Here is a 20,636-nt window from a genome sequence, read left to right as displayed (position 1 = left end):
GAACCGCGAGGCGATCCCGGCTGATGACTTTATTTGGTGAAGCCTAAGCCTCTTGTCGCTAGTGCCCACACTACCAACGGAAAACAGCCCGTCAATGGCGGTAAAGGGTCTATTTATGTGTGGGGGTGATGGAAGATTTTGCGAAGTTTGCAAAGTTTCCTCCTTATTTCATTGTCATTTAATTCCTGGGATTAGGGCACTTTGTCGGTGTCTTGCAGGGGGTTCTTCGTGAATTGAGCTAAGTGCATGGTGAAAACCACATCGGGAGGCTTCTTGTGACATGGGTAAAAAAGCCCCGTCGTGGGGGTGAGAAAATGTTATGCGGGTACGGAAGTATTCCCAAGGGTGACTCGTGTCACCTAGGCTAGGTGACAGAAGTATGCAGCCGATAGATAGAGGTGTATCTAATGACTCAAGCCCAGCAGACGGAACGTGTTGAAGCTGGCGGCCTTCAGGTTGCCAAGACCCTTTACGACTTCGTAAACGAGCAGGTGCTGCCACGTACCGACCTTGAAAAGGAGGCGTTCTGGGATGGCTTCGGCAAGATCGTCGAGGAGTTCACTCCACGTAACCGCGAACTGCTCGCTAAGCGTGATGAGCTGCAGGCCAAGCTGGATGAGTGGTACAGCTCCCACAAGGGGGAGCAGGATGCTGATGAGTACACCGCGTTCCTGAAAGAGATCGGCTACCTGGTTGATCAGCCTGGAGAATTTGAGATCTCGACGGCAAACATTGACTCTGAGATTGCTGAGACGGCGGGACCACAGCTGGTTGTGCCTATCTTGAATGCTCGTTTCGCCCTGAATGCCGCCAATGCTCGGTGGGGTTCGTTGTACGACGCACTGTATGGCACCAACGCGATTTCTGAAGCCAATGGTCAGGAAAAGGGAACAGGGTACAACAAGGTTCGCGGTGACAAGGTCATCGAGTGGGGGCGTGAGTTCCTGGATCGTGCAGTGCCGCTGGAGTCTGGTTCTCATAAGGATGTCACGAAGTATTCCATTGCCTCTGGTCAGCTGACCGCTACCGTGAATGGCGAAGAAGTTCGTCTACAGAACCCACAGGTTTACGCTGGTTACGCTGGTGAAGTTTCCAACCCATCCTCCATCCTGCTGCGGAACAACGGTCTGTACATTGACATTCAAATTGACCCAGAGTCTCCTATCGGTTCCACCGACAAGGCCGGTGTGAAAGATATCGTCCTGGAGTCTGCAGTATCCGCCATCATGGATTTCGAGGATTCTGTTGCGGCTGTCGACGCCACTGACAAGACTTTGGGATACCACAACTGGTTGGGTCTGAACACCGGCGAGTTGGCTGAGGAGATTGAAAAGGGCGGCAAGACCTTCACCCGTAAGCTCAACTCTGATCGTATTTACACCGGTCGCGACGGTGAAGAATTGCGTCTCCACGGCCGTTCCCTGCTGTTCGTCCGTAACGTGGGTCACCTGATGCAGAACCCAGCGATCTTGGATGCTAACGGTGATGAGATCTTCGAGGGCATCATGGATGGTGTCATCACTACAGGCTGTGCACTCCCAGGCCTGGACGAGAATAACGAATTGCGTAATTCTCGTACTGGCTCCATCTACATCGTGAAGCCAAAACAACACGGCCCAGAAGAAGTTGCGTTCACCAACGACCTGTTTGGTGCTATTGAGAAGCTTTACGGCCTCCCGGAGTTCACCCTCAAGGTGGGTGTTATGGATGAGGAACGTCGTACCACCGCTAACCTTGACGCCTGCATCGCGGAGGTAAAGGACCGTCTAGCATTCATTAACACCGGCTTCCTGGATCGTACGGGTGATGAGATTCATACGTCGATGGTGGCTGGTCCGATGATTCGTAAGGGGGAGATGAAGACCGCTGAGTGGATGCTGGCTTACGAGGATAACAATGTGGATGCTGGTTTGGCTCATGGTCTGCCTGGTAAGGCTCAGATTGGTAAGGGCATGTGGGCTATGACTGAGTTGATGGCTGAGATGTTGGAGCAGAAGATTGGTCAGCCTCAGCAGGGTGCGTCTACTGCGTGGGTTCCTTCTCCTACGGGTGCTACGTTGCATGCCACTCACTATCATGAGGTGGATGTTTTTGCGGTGCAGGAGAAGCTGCGCACTGAGGGTCGTCGTGACACGTTGGGGAAGATTTTGACGATTCCTGTGGCTGGTGCTGCTAAGGGTGAGGGTAGTGCTACGTGGTCTGAGGCTGAGATTCAGGAGGAGTTGGATAATAACTGTCAGTCGATTCTTGGTTATGTGGTGCGTTGGGTTGAGCAGGGTGTTGGGTGTTCCAAGGTGCCGGATATTCATGATGTGGATCTGATGGAGGATCGCGCGACGTTGCGTATTTCTTCTCAGTTGTTGTGTAACTGGTTGAAGCATGGTGTGATTTCTGAGGAGCAGGTTGTTGATGCGTTGCAGCGTATGGCTGTGAAGGTTGATGGTCAGAATGCGGGGGATGCTGCGTATCGGAATATGGCGCCTGATTTTGATGAGTCTGTGGCGTTTCAGGCGGCGAAGGATTTGATTGTGAAGGGTCAGGAGTCGCCGTCTGGGTATACTGAGCCGATTTTGCATGCGCGTCGTTTGGAGTTTAAGGCGAAAAACGGCATTGCGTAGGGTGGTATAGTTCTGGGTAGTTGGGGGGTGCCTGGTGGTGTGTGGAGGGTTCGTATCGCCTGTGTTGGCGGTAGGAACCCTCTTCGCCATGTGTGCCACCAATCGTGGATTGTTGATGCCTTGGACCGGTCATGAACTGCGATAACGACTACCCCTGATATGTGTCTATCCCGTTACCGTCTAACCTTGCGTACAAGACGCGATTACTATGGGTCGCACTGTTTGTGTACGCGATGAGCGAAGGAACCCTACCGCAGTGAGTGAACTCAGCAAGCCTCTCTCGAGCTACGGCGCACTGTTGTTTGATCTGGATGGTGTGATCACACCGACAGCCGACCTGCATAGGCAGGCATGGCGTCGGATGTTTAGCGCATTCCTCGAGCAGCACGGTTCGCAGGAGTACACCGAGCAGGACTACTTCGACTACCTTGATGGCCGTCGCCGCGATGAGGGTGTGGCCGCGCTGCTGGAGAGCCGAGGTATCCAACTGGATATCGGTCATCCGGATGATTCCGCTGACGTGGACACTATCCACGGTCTTGGTGCGCGGAAGAACGAGGACTTCCTTTCCTTGGTTTCTGAAGGCGTGGAGGCTTATCCGGGTTCCGTGGCGCTGCTTGATGCGCTGCAGAAGGTGCAGCAGGGCAATGGTGAGAAACCGGCACTTGCCGTGGTGAGTTCTTCCAAGAACGCGGTTGCGGTGTTGGAGGCAGCAGGGTTGAGGGATCGTTTCCTTGAGGTTGTGGATGGCGTGGTTGCCACGGCCAGGGGATTGTCTGGCAAGCCGGCTCCTGATACTTACCTGTACGGTGCGCAGTTGTGTGGTGTTGATCCGTCCGACGCAGTTGTGATCGAAGATGCGACTAGCGGTGTGGCTAGTGGTCGGGCCGGAAACTTTGGTCTCGTGATTGGGGTGGATCGCGGAACAGGGGCGGATGCGTTGCTGAAAGCCGGGGCCGATATCGTTGTCTCCGACCTTGCAGAACTGTTGTAGTGTCCTGCCGCGGAACCAAGAACGAAGAAGCAAGAACCAAAGAACTTTGTAGTCTCCCTCTTGTGTAAGCCCTTTAGTGAGACAGGTGTGAAGGAGCTGGCGTATGTCGCTGACCGATAAGTCCAGAAAGAAACTAGAGGCGTTTCTGAAGCTGCGCCGCGAGGGCAAGATCCACGGGCCGTACCGTCCTATCAATGGCGGAAACCTAGCGGATGAAGACTTCCGTGCTGATTGGAAGCACTACGGGGTCAACCCGCTGGAGGAAATTGATCGAGAGGTAAACCCTGTTGACGAATGGGCGTGGGTGGAAACCCGTCCGCATGGCATGGATTTGGGTGTGGCCGAGACTATTTTTGCGCTGTCTAATGGGTATTTGGGTTTACGCGGCAATCCATCGGAGGGGCGTGATTCTCATAAGCACGGCACGTTCATTAATGGTGTGCATGAGACCTGGAACATCCAGCATGCGGAGGATGCTTATGGACTAGCACGAGCTGGGCAGGGGATCGTCAGCGTGCCCGATGCAAAAGCCATGCGTCTGTACATCGATGACGAGCCATTACGCCTGGGTAACGCGGAAGTCACCGAGTTTCGGCGCAGCTTGGACTTCCGTGAGGGCGTGCTTCGCCGCAACTTGGTGTGGCGCACTCCTGCGGGTAAGCATGTCCGTGTGACGTCTGAACGCATGGTGTCTTTCCAAGAGCGTCATTTGGCGATTATGAGCCTCGAGGTGGAGTTGTTGGATGACGACGCCGCGCTGGTGATTAGCTCCCAACTGCTCAACCGGGAAGATGGTGAGGGGGAATTCCCGGATAATAATGCGCGTGAGGCAGCGGATGAAGGTTTTGACCCGCGCCGCGGTGAGGAGTTTGTGGAGCGGGTATTTATCCCGAAATACAAGTCCCAGCCTGAACCGGAGCGGGCCACTTTGGGTTACCAGATCAACCATTCGGGAATGACAGTGGCAGCCTCGATGGATCATGTGTTGGACATTTACAATCCGGAATCTGGCGATGACACGGGCGTGGAGATCACCACTGAAGTGGAGGATGATGTTGCTCGTGTGACCTACCATGTCAACGGTAAAAAGGGTCTTAAGCTGCGCTTGGAGAAGTACGTTTCCTATCACTCGTCCCGCCATGTGGCTCCTCAGGAGTTGGGGTTCCGTTGTGCCCGCACCATTAACCGTGCGAAGTCGGTTGGTTTCCAGAATCTTGTGATTAATCAAGCTGAATGGCTTGCTCGTTTCTGGGAGCGCTCCGATGTGAAGATCGGAGGTCAGCCCGAACTGCAGCAGGCTGTGCGTTGGAATCTTTTCCAGCTAGTTCAGGCTTCGGCGCGCGCGGAGACGTGTGGTGTTCCGGCGAAGGGGATGACGGGTTCGGGTTATGGTGGTCATTATTTCTGGGACACGGAAATCTATGTGTTGCCATTCCTGAGCTACACCAATCCGATCTTCGCGCGTAACGCGTTGCGTTTCCGCTATGACATGCTTCCCTCTGCAAAACAGCGCGCGCTGGAATTGTCCCACGACGGTGTTTTATTTCCCTGGCGTACCATTAACGGCCAAGAGTCTAGTGCGTACTATGCAGCAGGTACGGCGCAGTATCACATCGACGCAGACATCGCGTTCGCGCTGATGAAGTATGTGTACGCCACAGGCGACACGGACTTTTTGCTGGATCAGGGTATCCATATTCTGGTCGGGACAGCCCGATTTTGGATGTCTTTGGGGTTCTTCAATAAGTCGGGTAACCGCTTTGAGATTCACTCTGTGACTGGACCTGATGAATACACCACTGTGGTGAACAACAACCTCTATACAAATGTCATGGCGCAGTACAACCTGCGTGTGGCTGCTGAGGTTGTCAAACAAATGGAGCAAGACCGGCCGGAAGATTACAAAAACCTCCTGAAAAAACAGGAACTTTCCGAAGCTGAGTTGGAATTGTGGAATAAGGCCGCGGACTGTATGTATATCCCTTTCAACGATGAGTTGGGTTTGCATCCGCAGGATGACCAGTTCTTGCAGCGTGAGATCTGGAACCTAGATGATCCGAATGATGAGTTAAAGCGGCCGTTACTGTTGCATTACCATCCGTTGACTATCTATCGGTATCAGGTAGTTAAACAGGCTGATGTGGTCTTAGCGTTGTTCTTACAGGGGCAGTCTTTCAGTACGGCGCAGAAGCGCGCTGATTATGACTATTATGATCGGCTCACTACAGGTGACTCCACGCTGTCGGCTGTGGTTCAGGCGATTATGGCGGCAGAGCTTGGTTACAGGGATAAGGCGCAGCACTTCTTCCACACGGGTTTGTTTGTCGATTTGGCCAATCTACATAACAACACGCCAGATGGAGTGCATATCGCGTCATGCGGTGGTGTGTGGACAGCACTGGTTTTTGGTTTCGGCGGGTTGCGTGATTATTACGGGCAGTTCTCCATCAATCCGCGTTTGCCGGAGGATTGGGAATACCTGGAGTACACCATCACCTTGCACGGGGTTCGAATTCTAGTGAAGGTGGCACCGAATGGCGTCGAGCTTAAGGTGGTTGAGGGCGACCACAGTGTGGGGCCGATCTGGGTGATGGGCGAGAGTGTGACCGTGGGTGAGGAGCCTGTGTTTGTCAAGGGCGATACTCTTCTTACTAATGAAGAGAGTGGCTCGGACCGTGAAAATGACCGGGCGAAAAAAGAGGACGAGCGGGGTGAATCCGCCAAGGTGGGCCGCCGCTAAAAAGTGCTAAAAATGCAAGAAAAGGCACCCTTTGAGGTGCCTTTTTTCGCAACGTCTGTATTGCATAAATAATTACGAAGATGTGAGCTACTTCACACTCTGTGGTGAAGTGAAAAAAAATCCCCCTTTACGGGGTGTAAGTGTCCGATGTTAACGGGAGTGAACTAGTGGGCAGTGGGGAAAAAGCCTTAAAGTAACCATGACACTGGAGGTGCCATGACTGTTAAATATGACGACCGTGAGGCAATTTCTCACGGAAAAATAACCACTAAGCCACTGCGCGAAAAGCCAGGCTTCCCCACGTGGGCTATGAAGCTGACAATGGCCATTACCGGCATCATTTTCGGCCTCTTCGTCCTCGTACATATGCTCGGTAACCTGAAGGTTTACATGGGTGCCGAGTCCTTTAACCATTACGCTGATTTCCTGCGTGAATTCGGCTATCCATTGCTTCCGCACGAATCCTTCCTGTGGACCGCACGCATCGTGCTGCTCATTGCATTGGTGCTCCACGTGTACTGTGCTTTTGCTCTGATCGGTCGCGCTCACAAGTCCCGTGGTCGTTTCAAGCGTAAGAAGATGGTTTCCGGGTGGAATACCTTTACCGCACGTTCCATGCCGGTTACTGGCCTGGTGTTGTTGCTATTCCTGATCTTCCACCTGCTAGACCTGACCATCGGTAAAACCGTGGTCGCCGCGGAGGGATTCCAGGGGCCTATCGATGGTTCCCACGCGGCATATCAAAACCTTGTTGAATCCTTCTCCCGTCCGGGTGTGGCGATCTTCTACGTGCTGGCAATGGTGATCCTCTTCCTGCACCTGTCTCACGGCATCTGGACCGCATCCTCTGACTTGGGTATCACGGGTCACCGCACTCGTCAGATCATGCTGTGGATTTCCTACTTGCTGCCGGCCATCATCATGATCGGCAACATCTCCATTCCACTGGCAGTGATGTTCGGCCTCGTTGACAACGTTCCGTTCGTTCCTAGTGCGGGCCACTAGTACGCGAGTCTGAAGGAGAAGAGATATGAGCGCAATTACCAATCATCCGCACAATCAGACCGCGGATTTTAACTACGACGAGGCAGTAGCTGCCTTCTCTGCACCGGAATCCGTCGTTCCTGGCGTTACCATCGGCAAGGTTCTGAAGGATAACGCACCCCATGAGGTTGGCCAGGATCAGCAGTGGAAGTATGCCAAGGAACACTTCGGCATGGTGTCCCCTCTGAACCGCAACAAGTTCCGCATCCTCATCGTCGGCACCGGTCTGGCCGGTGGTGCTGCCGCAGCTGCACTAGGTGAGCTGGGGTACGACGTCAAGGTATTCACCTACCACGATTCCCCTCGCCGTGCACACTCTATTGCAGCACAGGGTGGTGTGAACTCCTCCCGTGGTAAGAAGCTGGATAACGATTCCACGTACCTGCATGCCAAGGACACCGTCAAGGGTGGCGACTACCGTTGCCGTGAGAACGACTGCTGGCGTTTGGCAATGGAGTCACCGAAGGTTATCGACCACATGAACGCCGTGGGCGCACCGTTCTCTCGCGAGTACGGTGGCACTCTGGCTACTCGTTCTTTCGGTGGTGTGCAGGTCTCCCGCACTTACTACACTCGTGGACAGACAGGTCAGCAGTTGCAGCTGGCTACCACCTCCGCTCTGTACCGCCAGATTGGTGCAGGCAACGTGGAGATTTTCACACACAATGATGTGGTCGATCTCATCGTTGAGGACGGCGTATGTAAGGGCATCATCACCCGCAACTTGATCACCGGCGAGCTCACTGCTCATACCGGTCATGCAACGGTGCTAGCCACCGGTGGTTACGGCAACGTCTACCACATGTCCACCCTGGCTAAGAATTCCAATGCATCTGCAATCATGCGTGCATACGAGCTCGGCGCCTACATGGCTTCCCCGTCCTTCGTGCAGTTCCACCCAACCGGCCTTCCGGTGAACTCCACGTGGCAGTCGAAGACCATTTTGATGTCCGAGTCTCTGCGTAATGACGGCCGCATCTGGACCCCTAAGAAGAAGGGCGACGACCGCGACCCGAACCAAATTCCTGAAGATGAGCGCGACTACTTCTTGGAGCGTCGCTACCCAGCCTTCGGCAACCTGGTTCCACGCGATATTGCATCCCGCGCAAACGCTCAGCAGATTAACGCTGGCTATGGTGTCGGACCAATGAAGAACTCCGTGTACCTTGACCTCGGCGACGCAATTAAGCGCCTGGGGCAGGACACCATCCGTGAGCGTTACTCCAACCTGATTCAGATGTATGAAGAGGCCATCGGTGAGTCCGCTTATGAAACTCCGATGCGCATCGCTCCTACCTGCCACTACACCATGGGCGGCCTGTGGACCGACTTCAACGAGATGACCTCCATTCCAGGTCTGTTCTGCTCCGGTGAGTCCTCGTGGATGTACCACGGCGCAAACCGTCTGGGTGCTAACTCCCTGCTGTCTTCCTCCGTGGAAGGCTGGTTCACGCTACCGTTCACCATCCCGAACTACCTGGCTCCGCTGCTGGGTCAGCCAATCCCGGACGCAGAATCTCCTGCGGCCAAGGAGGCCTTGGCACGTGCCCAGGCTCGCTACGACCGCATCATGAACATCAAGGGTGACGACCCTCATGGTCCTGAGTACTACCACCGTAAGCTCGGTGAAATTCTGTACTTCTCTTGTGGCGTTTCCCGCAACGTTGAGGATATGAAGGCCGGCATCGAGAACATTCGCGCTCTGCGTGAGGATTTCTGGGCGAACGTCCACATCCCAGGCGGCACGGATTACATGAACCAGACCCTGGAGTACGCAACGCGTGTTGCTGACTACCTCGATCTGGGCGAGCTCATGTGCGTCGACGCTCTCGACCGCGATGAGTCCTGCGGTGCCCACTACCGCGACGACCACCTGTCCGAGGATGGCGAGGCAGAGCGTGACGATGACAACTGGTGCTTCGTCTCCGCTTGGCAGCCAGATGGCCCGAATAAGTTCATTCGCCATTCTGAGCCGCTGTACTTCGACAAGATCCCGCTGATGACAAGGAACTACAAGTAATGAAACTGCATCTTGAGATTTGGCGTCAGTCGGGCCCGAGTGCCGAAGGCCACTTCGAGTCCGTCGATGTTGACGACGCTGCACCACAAATGTCCATCCTGGAGTTGCTGGACCACGTGAACAACCGCTTCGTAGAGGAGGGCAAGGAAGCGTTTGCTTTTGCCTCTGACTGCCGCGAAGGTATCTGTGGTACGTGTGGCCTGATGGTGAATGACCGCCCGCACGGTCCGGATAAGAATAAGCCTGCTTGCCAGCAGCGCCTGCTGTCCTTCAACGATGGCGATACCATCAAGCTCGAGCCGCTGCGCTCTGCCGCATACCCTGTCATTAAGGACATGGTTGTTGACCGTTCCGCGCTGGATCGCGTTATGGAACAAGGTGGCTTTGTGTCCGTGATGGCAGGTACCGCACCAGACGCTGACACTTTGCTGGTCAACCACTCCGACGCAGAGAAGGCTCTCGATCACGCCGCCTGCATCGGCTGCGGTGCATGCGTTGCTGCATGCCCTAACGGCGCAGCTCACCTATTCACCGGTGCCAAGCTTGTTCATCTGACCCTGTCTCCGCTGGGTCGTGAAGAGCGTGGCCGGCGTGCCCGCAAGATGGTTGACAAGGTGGAAGAAACTTTTGGTCCTTGCTCCCTCTACGGTGAGTGCGCAGATGTATGCCCTGCGGGTATTCCTCTGACCGCTGTGGCAGCGATCACTAAGGAACGCACCCGTGCAGCTATCCGTGGCAAGGACGACTAGACTCTAGTCAGATCTGAAAAAACTAGGAGAACACATGTCTCTTCCAAAGGAACTTCACGTGGAGCACCTCTATAAGGAGGGGTACGTGCCGTCGTCTTTCGACGCACCTCACTCTTCCCTCCACCGCTCCATCACTTGGTTCGCGATGGGTTGCATTCTGGCTTCCCTGTCTGGTTTCGGCACCATGCTGTGGGGACTGTCCACCATGACACGGGATTTCCGAAATGATGGTTCCACCTTTGCCATTATCGGTGCGGTTCTAGGTTTTGGCCTTTTGTTCCTCGGCTTCTTCTTGGTTCATGTGGGCCGGAAGAACTACCGCGATTACAAGACTCGTTCTGGCCGCATCCACTAGTGAACGCACCGCGTTCATTTAGCGCTTAGCGCACCTCCTGCGAGGAGCTACACCGTCTGCGCATTGCCGTGCATGGGTGTAGCTCCTCGCTTTTTAACATCGCAGAAACACGCGCTAGCTAATATCGTTCAGTATGAAGTTGACTCCACGCGAGATGGATAAGCTCGCTGTTTTCACTGCTGCGGAAGTGAGTCGTCGCCGTCGGGCGCGGGGCTTAAAACTGAATGAACCGGAGGCCACAGCGTTGATCACGGAGGCTGTGATTGAAGCTGCACGCGACGGCCGTACGGTTGCTGAGGCGATGGAAATAGGTACTCAGGTGCTGGGACCACAGGACGTCATGGAGGGTGTACGTGAACGTTTGAGCCTTATTCAAGTTGAAGCCACGTTCCCCGATGGAACTAAGCTGGTTTCCGTCCACGACCCCATCGGCGAGTAATGTCTCATACTCATTCACACAGTCCTGCGCATACGAACGGTCATACGCATCTCCATGGCCATGAGCACGCTGTAAGTCACGCACATTCCCACGGAAACTCCTCTGGCCACAGTCACGCACACATGCATGGTCACGGTCACGCACAGATTCATGGCCACGGTCACGCACACAAGCATGCCCACGTGCCGGAAACTCAGACGGTGCTGTATGCGACGGCTGAGTCTGCGAACCATGAGTATCTCTCGCGGGCTACGGGATACCCGGTAGTGGCGGACGCCCGTGAACTGTCTGCCCTGGAGCATGAGCATATTACTTTGGTTCCTGCCTGCACGTCGCGTGATCTTTCCGCAATTACTCAGGCAGCGCAGACCATGCGTTGGCTCAAGGAACGCGACGCACATCGCACGCTGATAGTGGCAGAGCCGCTGAGCGGTGACACTTATGCTATCGCTCGCATGCGCCATCACATCCGCAGTCTTGCTGGCAAAGCTGATGCGCTTTTGTTTGTTTCCGCGACTGTAAATCCCTTTGCCGATGCCGAATTGATTCGCCGTGTGCGCCTCGCCCGTCAGTTTTCCGAAGATGTGGAAGTGGACGTGGCTTTCGACGATGTGGCTTCATCGCCCTCGGAGGCATGGCCGACGCCACTAGCCGCAGCACAACGCTTGAACATGCTGGGCTTGGAATCCATCACGTTCATCCGCGCTGATCTCTACGAGGATCCACTGGGTGAGCAGCGGACGTTGTTTAAAGATACGGCGCTGCGAGCGGCAGTAGTGGCGTCGGTAGAAAGAGCGCGCCATCGGGCTGGCCACGGAGACGATGGCATCGCAACGGGATTACTCGCGGATCACGGGGCGGGTTTTGCCCATTCACACGGCGATGAGGATCACGATCACACCCACCACCACCATCATCACTAGGAAGGACGGTTGAGAGGATGTCTGGATCAACACTCGCATATGAGCCGCAGGATGGCGAGATAGAGATTAATGCTGGACGTGACACCACAAAAGTGGTGGTAGCGAACACAGGAGACCGCGCTGTGCAGGTTGGCTCCCACTATCACTTCTATGAAGCCAATGCGGCATTACAGTTTGATCGCGATGCGGCGTATGGCAAGCACTTGGCTATTCCATCTGGGCTCGCAATTCGTTTCGAGCCGGGGGATGAGCGAGAAGTAGAGCTCGTGGATTTTGGTGGGCGCCGAGTGCTCTACGGCTTTGCCAATCTCGTCGACGGAGCATTGGACAACCCAGAGATCAAAGCCGCCGCAGCGGAACGCCTCAAAGACTTTTTGGACAACTCCAATGCGGAAGTCCATATTCCAACTCCAACTGAGGAGGCCTAACCCATGAGCACAATCGATCGCTCCCGCTATGCGGAGATTTATGGCCCCACAGAGGGCGACCTGGTTCGTTTAGCGGATACCAACCTCAAGATACGCATCGAAAAGGATTATTCTTCCGCAAGCTATGGTGACGAGTCGGTGTACGGCGGGGGGAAGGCTGTGCGCGATGGCATGGCTCAAGACCCCACAGCCACTGATCCATTGGATAGTGTGATCGTAGGCGCCATCATCGTCGATGCCGTCGCAGGTGTGGTTAAGGGCGATGTGGGCATCAAAAATGGGCGCATTGTGGGGATCGGTAAAGCCGGTAATCCCAACACGCAGGATGGCGTGGATCCAGAACTGGTGATCGGTCCAGGTACAGAAGTCATTGTTGGTACCCATCGCATTCTTACCGCCGGGGGAGTGGATACGCACATCCACTACATCACTCCTCAACAAGCGGAAGAGGGGCTGTCCAATGGCATCACCACATTCTTCGGAGGTGGGACAGGGCCGGCTGAAGGCACATTAGGAACTACGTGTACTCCCGGTGCGGACGGTGTGAAGTTCATGCTCCGTGCCGCGGAGGGGCTGGCGGTCAGTACCGGTTTCCTCGGCAAGGGGTCTGCCAGCTTGCCGGATGCGCTGCGTGGCCAGATCGCCGCTGGAGCAGCTGGTTTGAAGGTTCATGAAGATTGGGGTGCAACCCCCGCCACTATCAGCAATGCGCTGGATGTGTGTGAAGAGATGGACGTGCAGCTCGCTGTGCACACGGACACTCTTAACGAGTCGGGGTTTTTCCAATCAACGGCACGGGCCATGGGTGGGCGCACTATTCACACGTTCCATTCCGAAGGTGCCGGTGGCGGCCATGCCCCTGACATTCTGCGCGTAACTGGCATGCCGAATGTTTTACCTTCCTCTACTAACCCGACCTTGCCATACACCGTGAACTCAGTAGAGGAGCTGCTGGACATGGTGATGGTCTGCCACCACCTATCGCACGATATTCCTGAAGACGTAGCGTTTGCTGATTCCCGTGTGCGCGCAGAGACCATTGCCGCGGAAACCGTACTGCATGACATGGGGTTGATCTCTATTTTCAGCTCAGATTCTCAGGCCATGGGGCGTGTTGGTGAATCATGGGCTCGGGCATTCCAGACGGCTCACCACTGCCGCGAACAATTGGGTGAGTTGGAAGGCGACGCAGGCGACGACAACAACCGCGTCCTGCGTTACGTGGCGAAACTAACTATGAACCCAGCTCTCGCCCAGGGAATTGCGGAACATGTGGGCAGCATTGAAAAAGGAAAACTCGCAGACCTTGTGCTCTGGCCCATCGATTCTTTCGCCGCGAAGCCGCACGTGGTGTTGCGCCAGGGTCGCATCTGCTGGGCGCTCATGGGTGACCCCAATGCTTCTTTGGCTACCCCGCAACCCGTCTACTACCGGAACCAGTTTGCTAACTATGGCAAGGCGCTGCAGGCTACGCGTGTGACGTACATGTCTCAGGCGGGGATCGATGCCGGAGTGCCTGAGGAACTTGGTCTCAATTCTCTTGTTTTACCTGTTCGTGGCACCCGCACGATTGGCAAGAAGGATATGATCCGCAACAACACCCTGGCTGATATCCAGGTTGATCCGGATACCTATGAAGTTCGTGTGGACGGAAAGATCGCCACGATTGACCCGGCGACTAGCCTGCCTCTGGCTCAACTGCACTATCTCTTCTAATGACCTCTCTGACACCTCTCCTTCACGCCGTCGTTTATGGCGATTCGGCATACCCTTCTGGGCGTTACACACTGTCGCATGGTTTGGAAGGGCTTGTTCAACTGGGCAGAGTATCCGGCCACGAGCAGTGTGGTCAGGCGCTTGTTGATCACTTGCGCCACACTGCGACCCCTGGTGATGGCGTGGCGACCGCGCTTACGGTTCTTATCGCGGAGCAGGCGGGGAATGATGAGGTTAAACAGCAGGAAGCTTTGCGCTTCCTCATCAACCTTGACCACGAGCTCACCGCCACTAAGATCACCGAGGCGCTGCGGCGTGCGTCGACTCGCGTGGGTCGGCAGACTCTGGGTGTTCACGGTGAAGTGAGCCAGGTAGACGGGTTGCTGTCCCTGTATTCCGACGCCACTATGTCCCGCCAGACACCCGGTAATCAGGCCATCGTGTTGGGTCTTATCCACCATGCGCATGGCCTTTGTGCGGAAGAGGCTGTGGGTGTGGAGTTGATTGGGCTTTCAGTGGGTTGGTCTTCGGCAGCTCTCCGCTTGCGCCAGTGTGATCACATCAGGGCTCAGGCGATGGTGGCAAGGACAGTGCCTCTCATCGACGAGTTGGTGAAGGATGCTGTCGAGGCTGCGCGTGACATCTTAGACACTGGAGATCTCTCACAGGTTGGTAGAGCTAGTCCGGGGTTGGATTTGGCCAGTGCAGAGCATCAATTCGCGCCGGCTCGTTTATTCATGAGTTAGAGCAGGGCTGGCGTCGGTAAAAAGGGAGAAACAGAGAATCGTCGGCAAAAAAGACGAAATAGAGACTGAGGAAAAGAGGTAGCAATGAGTAATTCAGTGACGGGTAAGGGAAGCCCCCTGCGTATAGGCATCGGCGGTCCGGTGGGATCAGGTAAGACGGCGCTGATAGAGGCGCTGGTGCCAAAGTTTGTGGATGCCGGGCGCAAGGTGGGTGTGATTACCAACGATATTTACACCCAGGAGGACGCGCAGCATATCCGCCGGGAATTAGACGGAGTGATTGCCGGCGATAAGGTCATCGGTGTGGAAACAGGTAGCTGCCCCCACACCGCAGTGCGTGACGATCCGACCATGAACCTTATGGCCGCCGCCGATCTGCTGGATGACCACCCAGAGACGGACACCATATTCTTTGAATCCGGCGGCGATAACTTGACATTGACGTTCAGCCCGGCGCTAGTGGACGTTTTTGTCTTCGTACTGGACACGGCAGAGGGTGAGAAGATGCCGCGCAAACGGGGTCCGGGAATTACGGAGTCTGACATTTTGGTGATCAACAAGGTGGATATTGCCCAGTATGTGCGTTGTGACCTAGACCGTATGCACGCTGACGCTCACATGGTGCGCAACGACAAAACGGTGATACTCACAAACTCTTTGGATGGCCAGGGGATTGATGAGCTGGTCGAGGCGCTAGAAAGCTACCGTGTTGGTTAACGAACCCCGTTGGGATCCCCGCACGGACTCCTGTCGGGGGCACCAACTGAACCCACGTTGGGATCCTCGGCTGGATACGGCCCAGCTGACTCCTCCAATCCCCCGTGAAGTGCGTGCATTCCTCGACCGAGAAGCTCCCTCGAAGCACTCTGGCGTACTCGCGGTAGGACAACCCGGCAAGGTGGGTGTACTGGAGCTGACCTTGGGAGTAGGGCAGAGTGGACGTACTGGGCTGCGCGAACGTTTTGCGAAAGCACCGATGAGCCTCACCCGCCCGCTGTATGTGGATCCGTGCGACAAGAACCATGCGGTGCTTTACTTACGAACTACTGGTGGAGGGTTAGCTGAAAACGATCGCATCCGGCAGAAGTTTGTCCTTGAAGAAGGTGCTAGAGCAACGGTGAGCACTCAGGCAGCGACAAACGTTCACCGTATGAACGCGGGTGTGGCTACTCAATGGGTGAGTTTTTCGCTGGGACCCAATGCGTGTTTGGAATACTTTCCAGGGCACACCACACTGTATGGGGGTTCCCGCTTGGTGCAGCTCACCGAGTGCGATGTTCCATCCACCGCCAGTGTGATTGCCGGTGAGATGACTTTGCTGGGGCGTGTGGCTCGTGGCGAAGTGCACGAATTTGATGCGTTTAGCCTTGGGCTCCGTGTCACTCGCGATGGTCGCCCTTTGCTGGCGGATACTGTAGTCACTGTTGGAGCCGGTAACGGTCGCAACCTCATGGTGTGGGGAGACTATCCGGTGTGGGGAACGATACTTGCCGTAACTCCCTCTGCCTTTTCGACGCCACCTGCTCAGCTCATGGATATGTGCCGCAGTGCTGTGGCAGAGATACGCCGTGAGGACATCGTTGCAGGGGTAAGCACCTTGGTTGGCGGTGCTGGGGTGATGGTTCGTATCGCTGGGTATTCTTCCGTGGGGGTGAGGGAGGTTATGGGTGCGCTTCACGATGTCCTGCGGCAAAAAATACTGGGGAAATCTTCGTTTGACCTGCGCAGGATGTAGGGTCAGCTGGTAGCATTCAGCTGTTCACTTTTCGTATTTTCTTTCACGGAGACTGTATTTTATGCTGCCAGTAACGTCTCTTTAATCTCCGTGAAACAATAAAACTTGAGGATATTTTCATGTCTTTTTCACCCGAGAGCCTTGAGGAGTTCAACTCCGCAGACGCTGATCAGGTCATTGCTCTCCTCAGTGACCTCTATGGCAGCACCGAGCTTGCTACTGCTGTGGTAGCCCAGAGGCCATTTGATTCTGTGGATGAACTTTGCACTACCGCGCAGCGGGAGTTTGAATCCATGAGTGACCAGCTGGTTATGAAATCCGTGCAGGCACACCCACCCATTGGCGCGACCGTCACGGCAGGTTCCCTCTCTGAAAAAGAACAGCAAGCAGCCATGTCCTCCGCGGAACGGGATAAAGCAGCGGCTATGGATCGCATCCGCGAGCTGAACCCGAAATACCAGGAGACGTTTGGACACGTGTTCCTCATCCGTGCATCCGGGCTCACCTCCGCAGAGATTCTGGAGCGCATGGAACAACGCATGGGAAATGACCCAGACACAGAATGGGCTATCACCCGTGAACAACTCGCAGGGATTAACGAGCTGCGCGTGCGTGGCTTGTTTGAGTAAGCAATTATTTCCCTAGAGATTTCTTCTCAGAAACTTTTTCTCTGAGATATTCGCCTCAGGCAACCGCGGCGTGCTTGCCGAAGGATTGTCAAGGATCGCCCTAGAAACCTAGAACAAGAGAGGACTTATTCATCATGAGCCTTTCCACCCACATTCTCGATACCTCGACGGGTCTACCAGCTCAAGGCGTGAGCATGGAGCTGGTGGCTGTAGATGTGGCGTCGAAAAAAGCGGAGGGTACTCCGCTGGAAACTGCGACAACGGATAACGACGGCCGTTACCGTTTCACCGTAGATCCAGAGCCAGGCACCTACCGTCTGCGCTTTGACACCGCAGGCTACTTCGGGGATAAAGCGAGTCTTTACCCGTTTGTGGATATCCACTTCACGGTGACCGAGGCTGGTCCGTCGCACTTACATGTGCCGCTATTGCTCTCACCTTTCGGCTACTCCACCTACCGCGGTAGCTGACTTTCGGCTAGTGACCGGTCACACTCAGTAATCTCATAGGCAAGGAACGGTTCTTGTGTCTGCGACGACAAACACCACAGCAGGTGACACCGCTGCGAAGGCAGTCCACCCGGTGGACGAGAAGCCTCCACTAAGCAAACTCTTCTTTTTTGGCCTGCAGCATGTGTTGGCCATGTACGCCGGCGCGGTGGCGGTGCCACTGATCGTTGGCGGTGCAATGGTTCAGGCTGGTGAGCTTCAGCCCGGAGATATCCCGCACCTCATCGTTGCAGACCTGTTCGTAGCGGGTATTGCATCGGTTATTCAAACGATCGGCTTCTGGCGTTTTGGAGCGCGCCTGCCCGTGATTCAGGGCGTGTCCTTCGTAGCCGTGGCACCAATGATCGCTATCGGTTCCCAACACGGCATCACCGCGATCTATGGTTCCGTGATTGCCTGCGGCATCATGATGATGCTGCTAGCCCCGGTATTCGGAAAGATTGTGAAGTATTTCCCTCCGCTAGTCACCGGGACCATCATGACGTGCATTGGCTTGTCGTTGATTTCTGTTCCTGCGGGCTGGATCACCAATGCGAACGGGCCTGCGGATAAGGTCGGTTCGGCGGAAAACTTTTTCCTGGCTATTGTGGCGCTCGTTACTGTTATTGTGATCCACCGTTTTGCCTCGGCGCAGTGGCGGCCGATGGCTGTGCTCGGTGGCGTGCTTGTGGGCACTATTGTGGGGCAGTTTATTGGTGCCACGAACTGGTCCAAGATTGGCGACGCAAACTGGGTCGGCCTTCCGGAACCATTCATGTTCGGGTTTCCAACCTTCGAAGTGGCATCGATTTTCACCATGCTTATCGTTGGTTTGGTCATCATGACCGAAACCTCCAGCGACATCATCGCTATCGGCAACATCACCGGTCGGAGAGCAAACAAACGCATTTTGAGCGATGGTCTGCGCGCAGATGGACTGTCCACCATGCTGGGCGGTATCTTCAACACCTTCCCTTACGCTGCTTTCGCACAAAACGTGGGTCTGATTTCCCTGTCGCGTGTGTTCTCCCGCTATGTGGTTGCAGTCTCAGGTGTGATTTTGGTGCTGCTTGGGCTTCTGCCAAAAATGGGAGCGGCGGTTTCTTCGGTTCCCATGCCTGTCCTGGGCGGTGCAGGTGTGGCTCTCTTTGGCATGGTTACTGCCTCTGGTATCCGTACGCTGTCCACCATCGATTGGACGGAAGGTCGCACGCTGATCGTGGGCGTGTCTATCACGATTTCCGCATTGCCCTCAGTGGCTCCCGGTTTCTATGACCACATGCCGGATACGTTGGGCATGGTTTTGCACTCGGGCATCACCGCTGGTGCGATCTGTGTGATTGTCATGAATCTGTTGCTCAACCGTGAAGATGGTGGGCATATGGATGAATCCGTGCTGATGGACGAGTTGGAAGATTCCGGTTCCCCCTCGGGGGCAGCGTAGCCGAAGACGGCATCTCACGGCGCCAGTAGTGGTGTGACTGGCGGTAAAGGCAGGAGAGGGCTACTGCATTCGCCTCCATAATGAGTTCTTAGGCTTCGCGTGTTTGCCGCCTTTTCGCCGGGGTGTTGTTGAGATCTTCCCCGGTTCAACAGGAACGACTTGTTGCGACCGTGGTGGTGCTGCGGCGGATACAGCGAGTAAGGCGATGAGCGACACGAGAGCAGTGAAACCAGCCCACGGCAATGCTAGTCCGCTTAGGGGCAGACCATGCAGGGATAAGACTGGGATAAAGTCGTCATTGAGCGGAGGATACAGCAGAAGTAGTGTAACTAGGAGGAGCACTCTGAAGATCTCGCGCACACCGGATGTGAGATGTTGTGAATGCACCGCGATGCCAATGGCAAGGGGAGTGCATATCAACAAGTAGTGGTGCCACATGAGGCTCGATGTGGCTGTTGCGGTGGCATATGCGCCGATGAGTATCAGCGGTGCTGCCTGTTGGTGTTGTCGTGATGCAGCCCAGATGATGGCAGCGAAAAGTATTACTGCTATAGCGATGGGGATTACCGAGACGAAATTGGGAATATCATCAACAAGAGGAGCTACTGGGCCGGCGGTAGATTTGTCGCGCAGTGCTGCAGAAGCGAAGGAGCGGTTGGCTCCGGAGACCACCACGGAGTCGGACAGGCGGTGGATTCTATCCAGCCAGGTGGCGAATAATTCCCTCCCACCAACAGTCAAAGATGCCAGCGCAGCGAGGGCTGCCGTTACTGTAGTAGCTACAGCACTGCGCCGATAATGACGGAATACAAGCATTAGGGGGATGAGGCCGAGAGGGGTGAGTTTCACAATGCCGGCCAGGCCGAGTAGCACTCCGGCGGTTAGAGGATGGTGGCGAGCGGCGGCGATGCCGCAGACTGTCATGGTCAAAATAATCGGGGTGGTCTGCCCTAGCCACATGCCAGTCTGGAATGCAGTGGTGTACCAGGCTGCTATGGTGGCGGCCAGCAGTATGTGAAGCGGCAACGTTGTTCGTGACCACAGTGTCCATGACGCGCTCACAAGCAGTGGTAGGCATGCCCCGCACAGAGCTGTAAGGCACATGACGGAATCCTCGAAGCTCAGGAAGTGAGTAAAGGGGGCGATGATATAAGCGACGCCAGGAATGTGGACGAACGGGTGGGGGTAAGGAGATAGCTCATTGGTTTCGATAACCTTCTGCCAGGCGGGGCCTGACCAGGCGGCAAAGTCAATGGGATCAAAGTCGTAGATATGCGCGCTATTGCCGTTTTTGACGAGAACCCCCGCGATCCACAGTGATGACCAATCATCAGGTTGCTGCCGACCGCTCCAGTACAGAACGTTGACCAGACCAGCAATAACGGATAGCGCCACTACATAGCCGGAGAGTATCCGGGGACGGTTATGGTCGGATCGAAGATTGCCCTCCCTAGTCCTAGATTGACCACGAGCAGAAGAACTAGGAAATGGCATATAGCGAGCCCTTCACCTTCAGATAGTTAGTAGATAGACTGGGCGAAACCTTCATGGGGGGTGCGTGTACAACT

The 20,636-nt window shown here is 55.2% G+C and carries 18 protein-coding genes; 17 read left to right on the top strand and 1 reads right to left on the bottom strand.

Features of this window, described 5'->3' with window-relative positions:
• Nucleotides 1-407 precede the first annotated feature (407 nt).
• The 17 genes from GP473_RS08505 (at nucleotide 408) to GP473_RS08425 (ending at nucleotide 19,068) form a co-directional block, all read left to right on the top strand.
• A complete protein-coding gene (locus tag GP473_RS08505) occupies nucleotides 408-2,618 on the top strand; it encodes a malate synthase G (protein WP_186276856.1) in 2,211 nt (736 codons plus the stop codon).
• Between the two features lie 208 nt (nucleotides 2,619-2,826).
• Nucleotides 2,827-3,612, top strand: a complete 786-nt coding sequence (locus GP473_RS08500; RefSeq protein WP_185770439.1) for an HAD family hydrolase — start codon at nucleotides 2,827-2,829, stop codon at nucleotides 3,610-3,612.
• 103 nt (nucleotides 3,613-3,715) lie between these two features.
• On the top strand, nucleotides 3,716-6,352 hold the full coding sequence (locus GP473_RS08495) for a glycoside hydrolase family 65 protein (protein WP_185770438.1): 2,637 nt from the start codon (nucleotides 3,716-3,718) through the stop codon (nucleotides 6,350-6,352).
• Between the two features lie 216 nt (nucleotides 6,353-6,568).
• On the top strand, nucleotides 6,569-7,357 hold the full coding sequence (locus tag GP473_RS08490) for a succinate dehydrogenase cytochrome b subunit (protein ID WP_185770437.1): 789 nt from the start codon (nucleotides 6,569-6,571) through the stop codon (nucleotides 7,355-7,357).
• A gap of 25 nt (nucleotides 7,358-7,382) precedes the next feature.
• On the top strand, nucleotides 7,383-9,416 hold the full coding sequence (locus tag GP473_RS08485) for a fumarate reductase/succinate dehydrogenase flavoprotein subunit (protein WP_185770436.1): 2,034 nt from the start codon (nucleotides 7,383-7,385) through the stop codon (nucleotides 9,414-9,416).
• Complete coding sequence (locus GP473_RS08480) at nucleotides 9,416-10,165, top strand: succinate dehydrogenase/fumarate reductase iron-sulfur subunit (protein ID WP_185770435.1); 750 nt, start codon at nucleotides 9,416-9,418, stop codon at nucleotides 10,163-10,165. The genes GP473_RS08485 and GP473_RS08480 overlap by 1 nt, the downstream gene beginning before the upstream one ends.
• 34 nt (nucleotides 10,166-10,199) lie before the next feature.
• Nucleotides 10,200-10,520 (top strand): hypothetical protein, encoded by a 321-nt coding sequence (locus GP473_RS08475; protein ID WP_185770434.1) that lies wholly within the window; start codon nucleotides 10,200-10,202, stop codon nucleotides 10,518-10,520.
• A gap of 133 nt (nucleotides 10,521-10,653) precedes the next feature.
• Nucleotides 10,654-10,959: an urease subunit gamma gene (locus GP473_RS08470; protein ID WP_185770433.1), complete on the top strand. Its 306-nt coding sequence runs from the start codon at nucleotides 10,654-10,656 to the stop codon at nucleotides 10,957-10,959.
• 182 nt (nucleotides 10,960-11,141) lie between these two features.
• The gene (locus tag GP473_RS08460) at nucleotides 11,142-11,882 is read left to right on the top strand and encodes a hypothetical protein (protein ID WP_186276855.1); all 741 of its coding nucleotides are present in this window, start codon (nucleotides 11,142-11,144) and stop codon (nucleotides 11,880-11,882) included.
• A 17-nt stretch (nucleotides 11,883-11,899) separates the two neighbouring features.
• Nucleotides 11,900-12,310, top strand: a complete 411-nt coding sequence (locus GP473_RS09510; protein ID WP_246394773.1) for an urease subunit beta — start codon at nucleotides 11,900-11,902, stop codon at nucleotides 12,308-12,310.
• 3 nt (nucleotides 12,311-12,313) lie between these two features.
• Nucleotides 12,314-14,026, top strand: a complete 1,713-nt coding sequence (gene ureC / locus GP473_RS08455; protein WP_246394772.1) for an urease subunit alpha — start codon at nucleotides 12,314-12,316, stop codon at nucleotides 14,024-14,026.
• Complete coding sequence (locus GP473_RS08450; RefSeq protein ID WP_185770430.1) at nucleotides 14,026-14,772, top strand: urease accessory protein UreF; 747 nt, start codon at nucleotides 14,026-14,028, stop codon at nucleotides 14,770-14,772. The genes ureC and GP473_RS08450 overlap by 1 nt, the downstream gene beginning before the upstream one ends.
• An 84-nt stretch (nucleotides 14,773-14,856) precedes the next feature.
• A complete protein-coding gene (gene ureG / locus GP473_RS08445; RefSeq protein WP_186276854.1) occupies nucleotides 14,857-15,489 on the top strand; it encodes an urease accessory protein UreG in 633 nt (210 codons plus the stop codon).
• Nucleotides 15,479-16,507 (top strand): urease accessory protein UreD, encoded by a 1,029-nt coding sequence (locus GP473_RS08440; protein WP_246394771.1) that lies wholly within the window; start codon nucleotides 15,479-15,481, stop codon nucleotides 16,505-16,507. The genes ureG and GP473_RS08440 overlap by 11 nt, the downstream gene beginning before the upstream one ends.
• A 119-nt stretch (nucleotides 16,508-16,626) precedes the next feature.
• Nucleotides 16,627-17,136 (top strand): 2-oxo-4-hydroxy-4-carboxy-5-ureidoimidazoline decarboxylase, encoded by a 510-nt coding sequence (locus GP473_RS08435; protein ID WP_185770428.1) that lies wholly within the window; start codon nucleotides 16,627-16,629, stop codon nucleotides 17,134-17,136.
• A gap of 134 nt (nucleotides 17,137-17,270) precedes the next feature.
• On the top strand, nucleotides 17,271-17,606 hold the full coding sequence (gene uraH, locus GP473_RS08430) for a hydroxyisourate hydrolase (RefSeq protein WP_185770427.1): 336 nt from the start codon (nucleotides 17,271-17,273) through the stop codon (nucleotides 17,604-17,606).
• Nucleotides 17,607-17,661: 55 nt separating this feature from the next.
• The gene (locus GP473_RS08425; protein WP_185770426.1) at nucleotides 17,662-19,068 is read left to right on the top strand and encodes a nucleobase:cation symporter-2 family protein; all 1,407 of its coding nucleotides are present in this window, start codon (nucleotides 17,662-17,664) and stop codon (nucleotides 19,066-19,068) included.
• Between the two features lie 60 nt (nucleotides 19,069-19,128).
• On the opposite strand, the gene GP473_RS08420 is transcribed toward GP473_RS08425, so the two are convergent.
• Nucleotides 19,129-20,562: a glycosyltransferase family 87 protein gene (locus GP473_RS08420; protein ID WP_186276853.1), complete on the bottom strand. Its 1,434-nt coding sequence runs from the start codon at nucleotides 20,560-20,562 to the stop codon at nucleotides 19,129-19,131.
• Between the last annotated feature and the right edge of the window lie 74 nt (nucleotides 20,563-20,636).

This window comes from Corynebacterium anserum (assembly GCF_014262665.1).
GTDB classification, from domain to species: Bacteria; Actinomycetota; Actinomycetes; order Mycobacteriales; family Mycobacteriaceae; genus Corynebacterium; species Corynebacterium anserum.
This window is presented reverse-complemented; position numbering and strand designations above follow the sequence as displayed.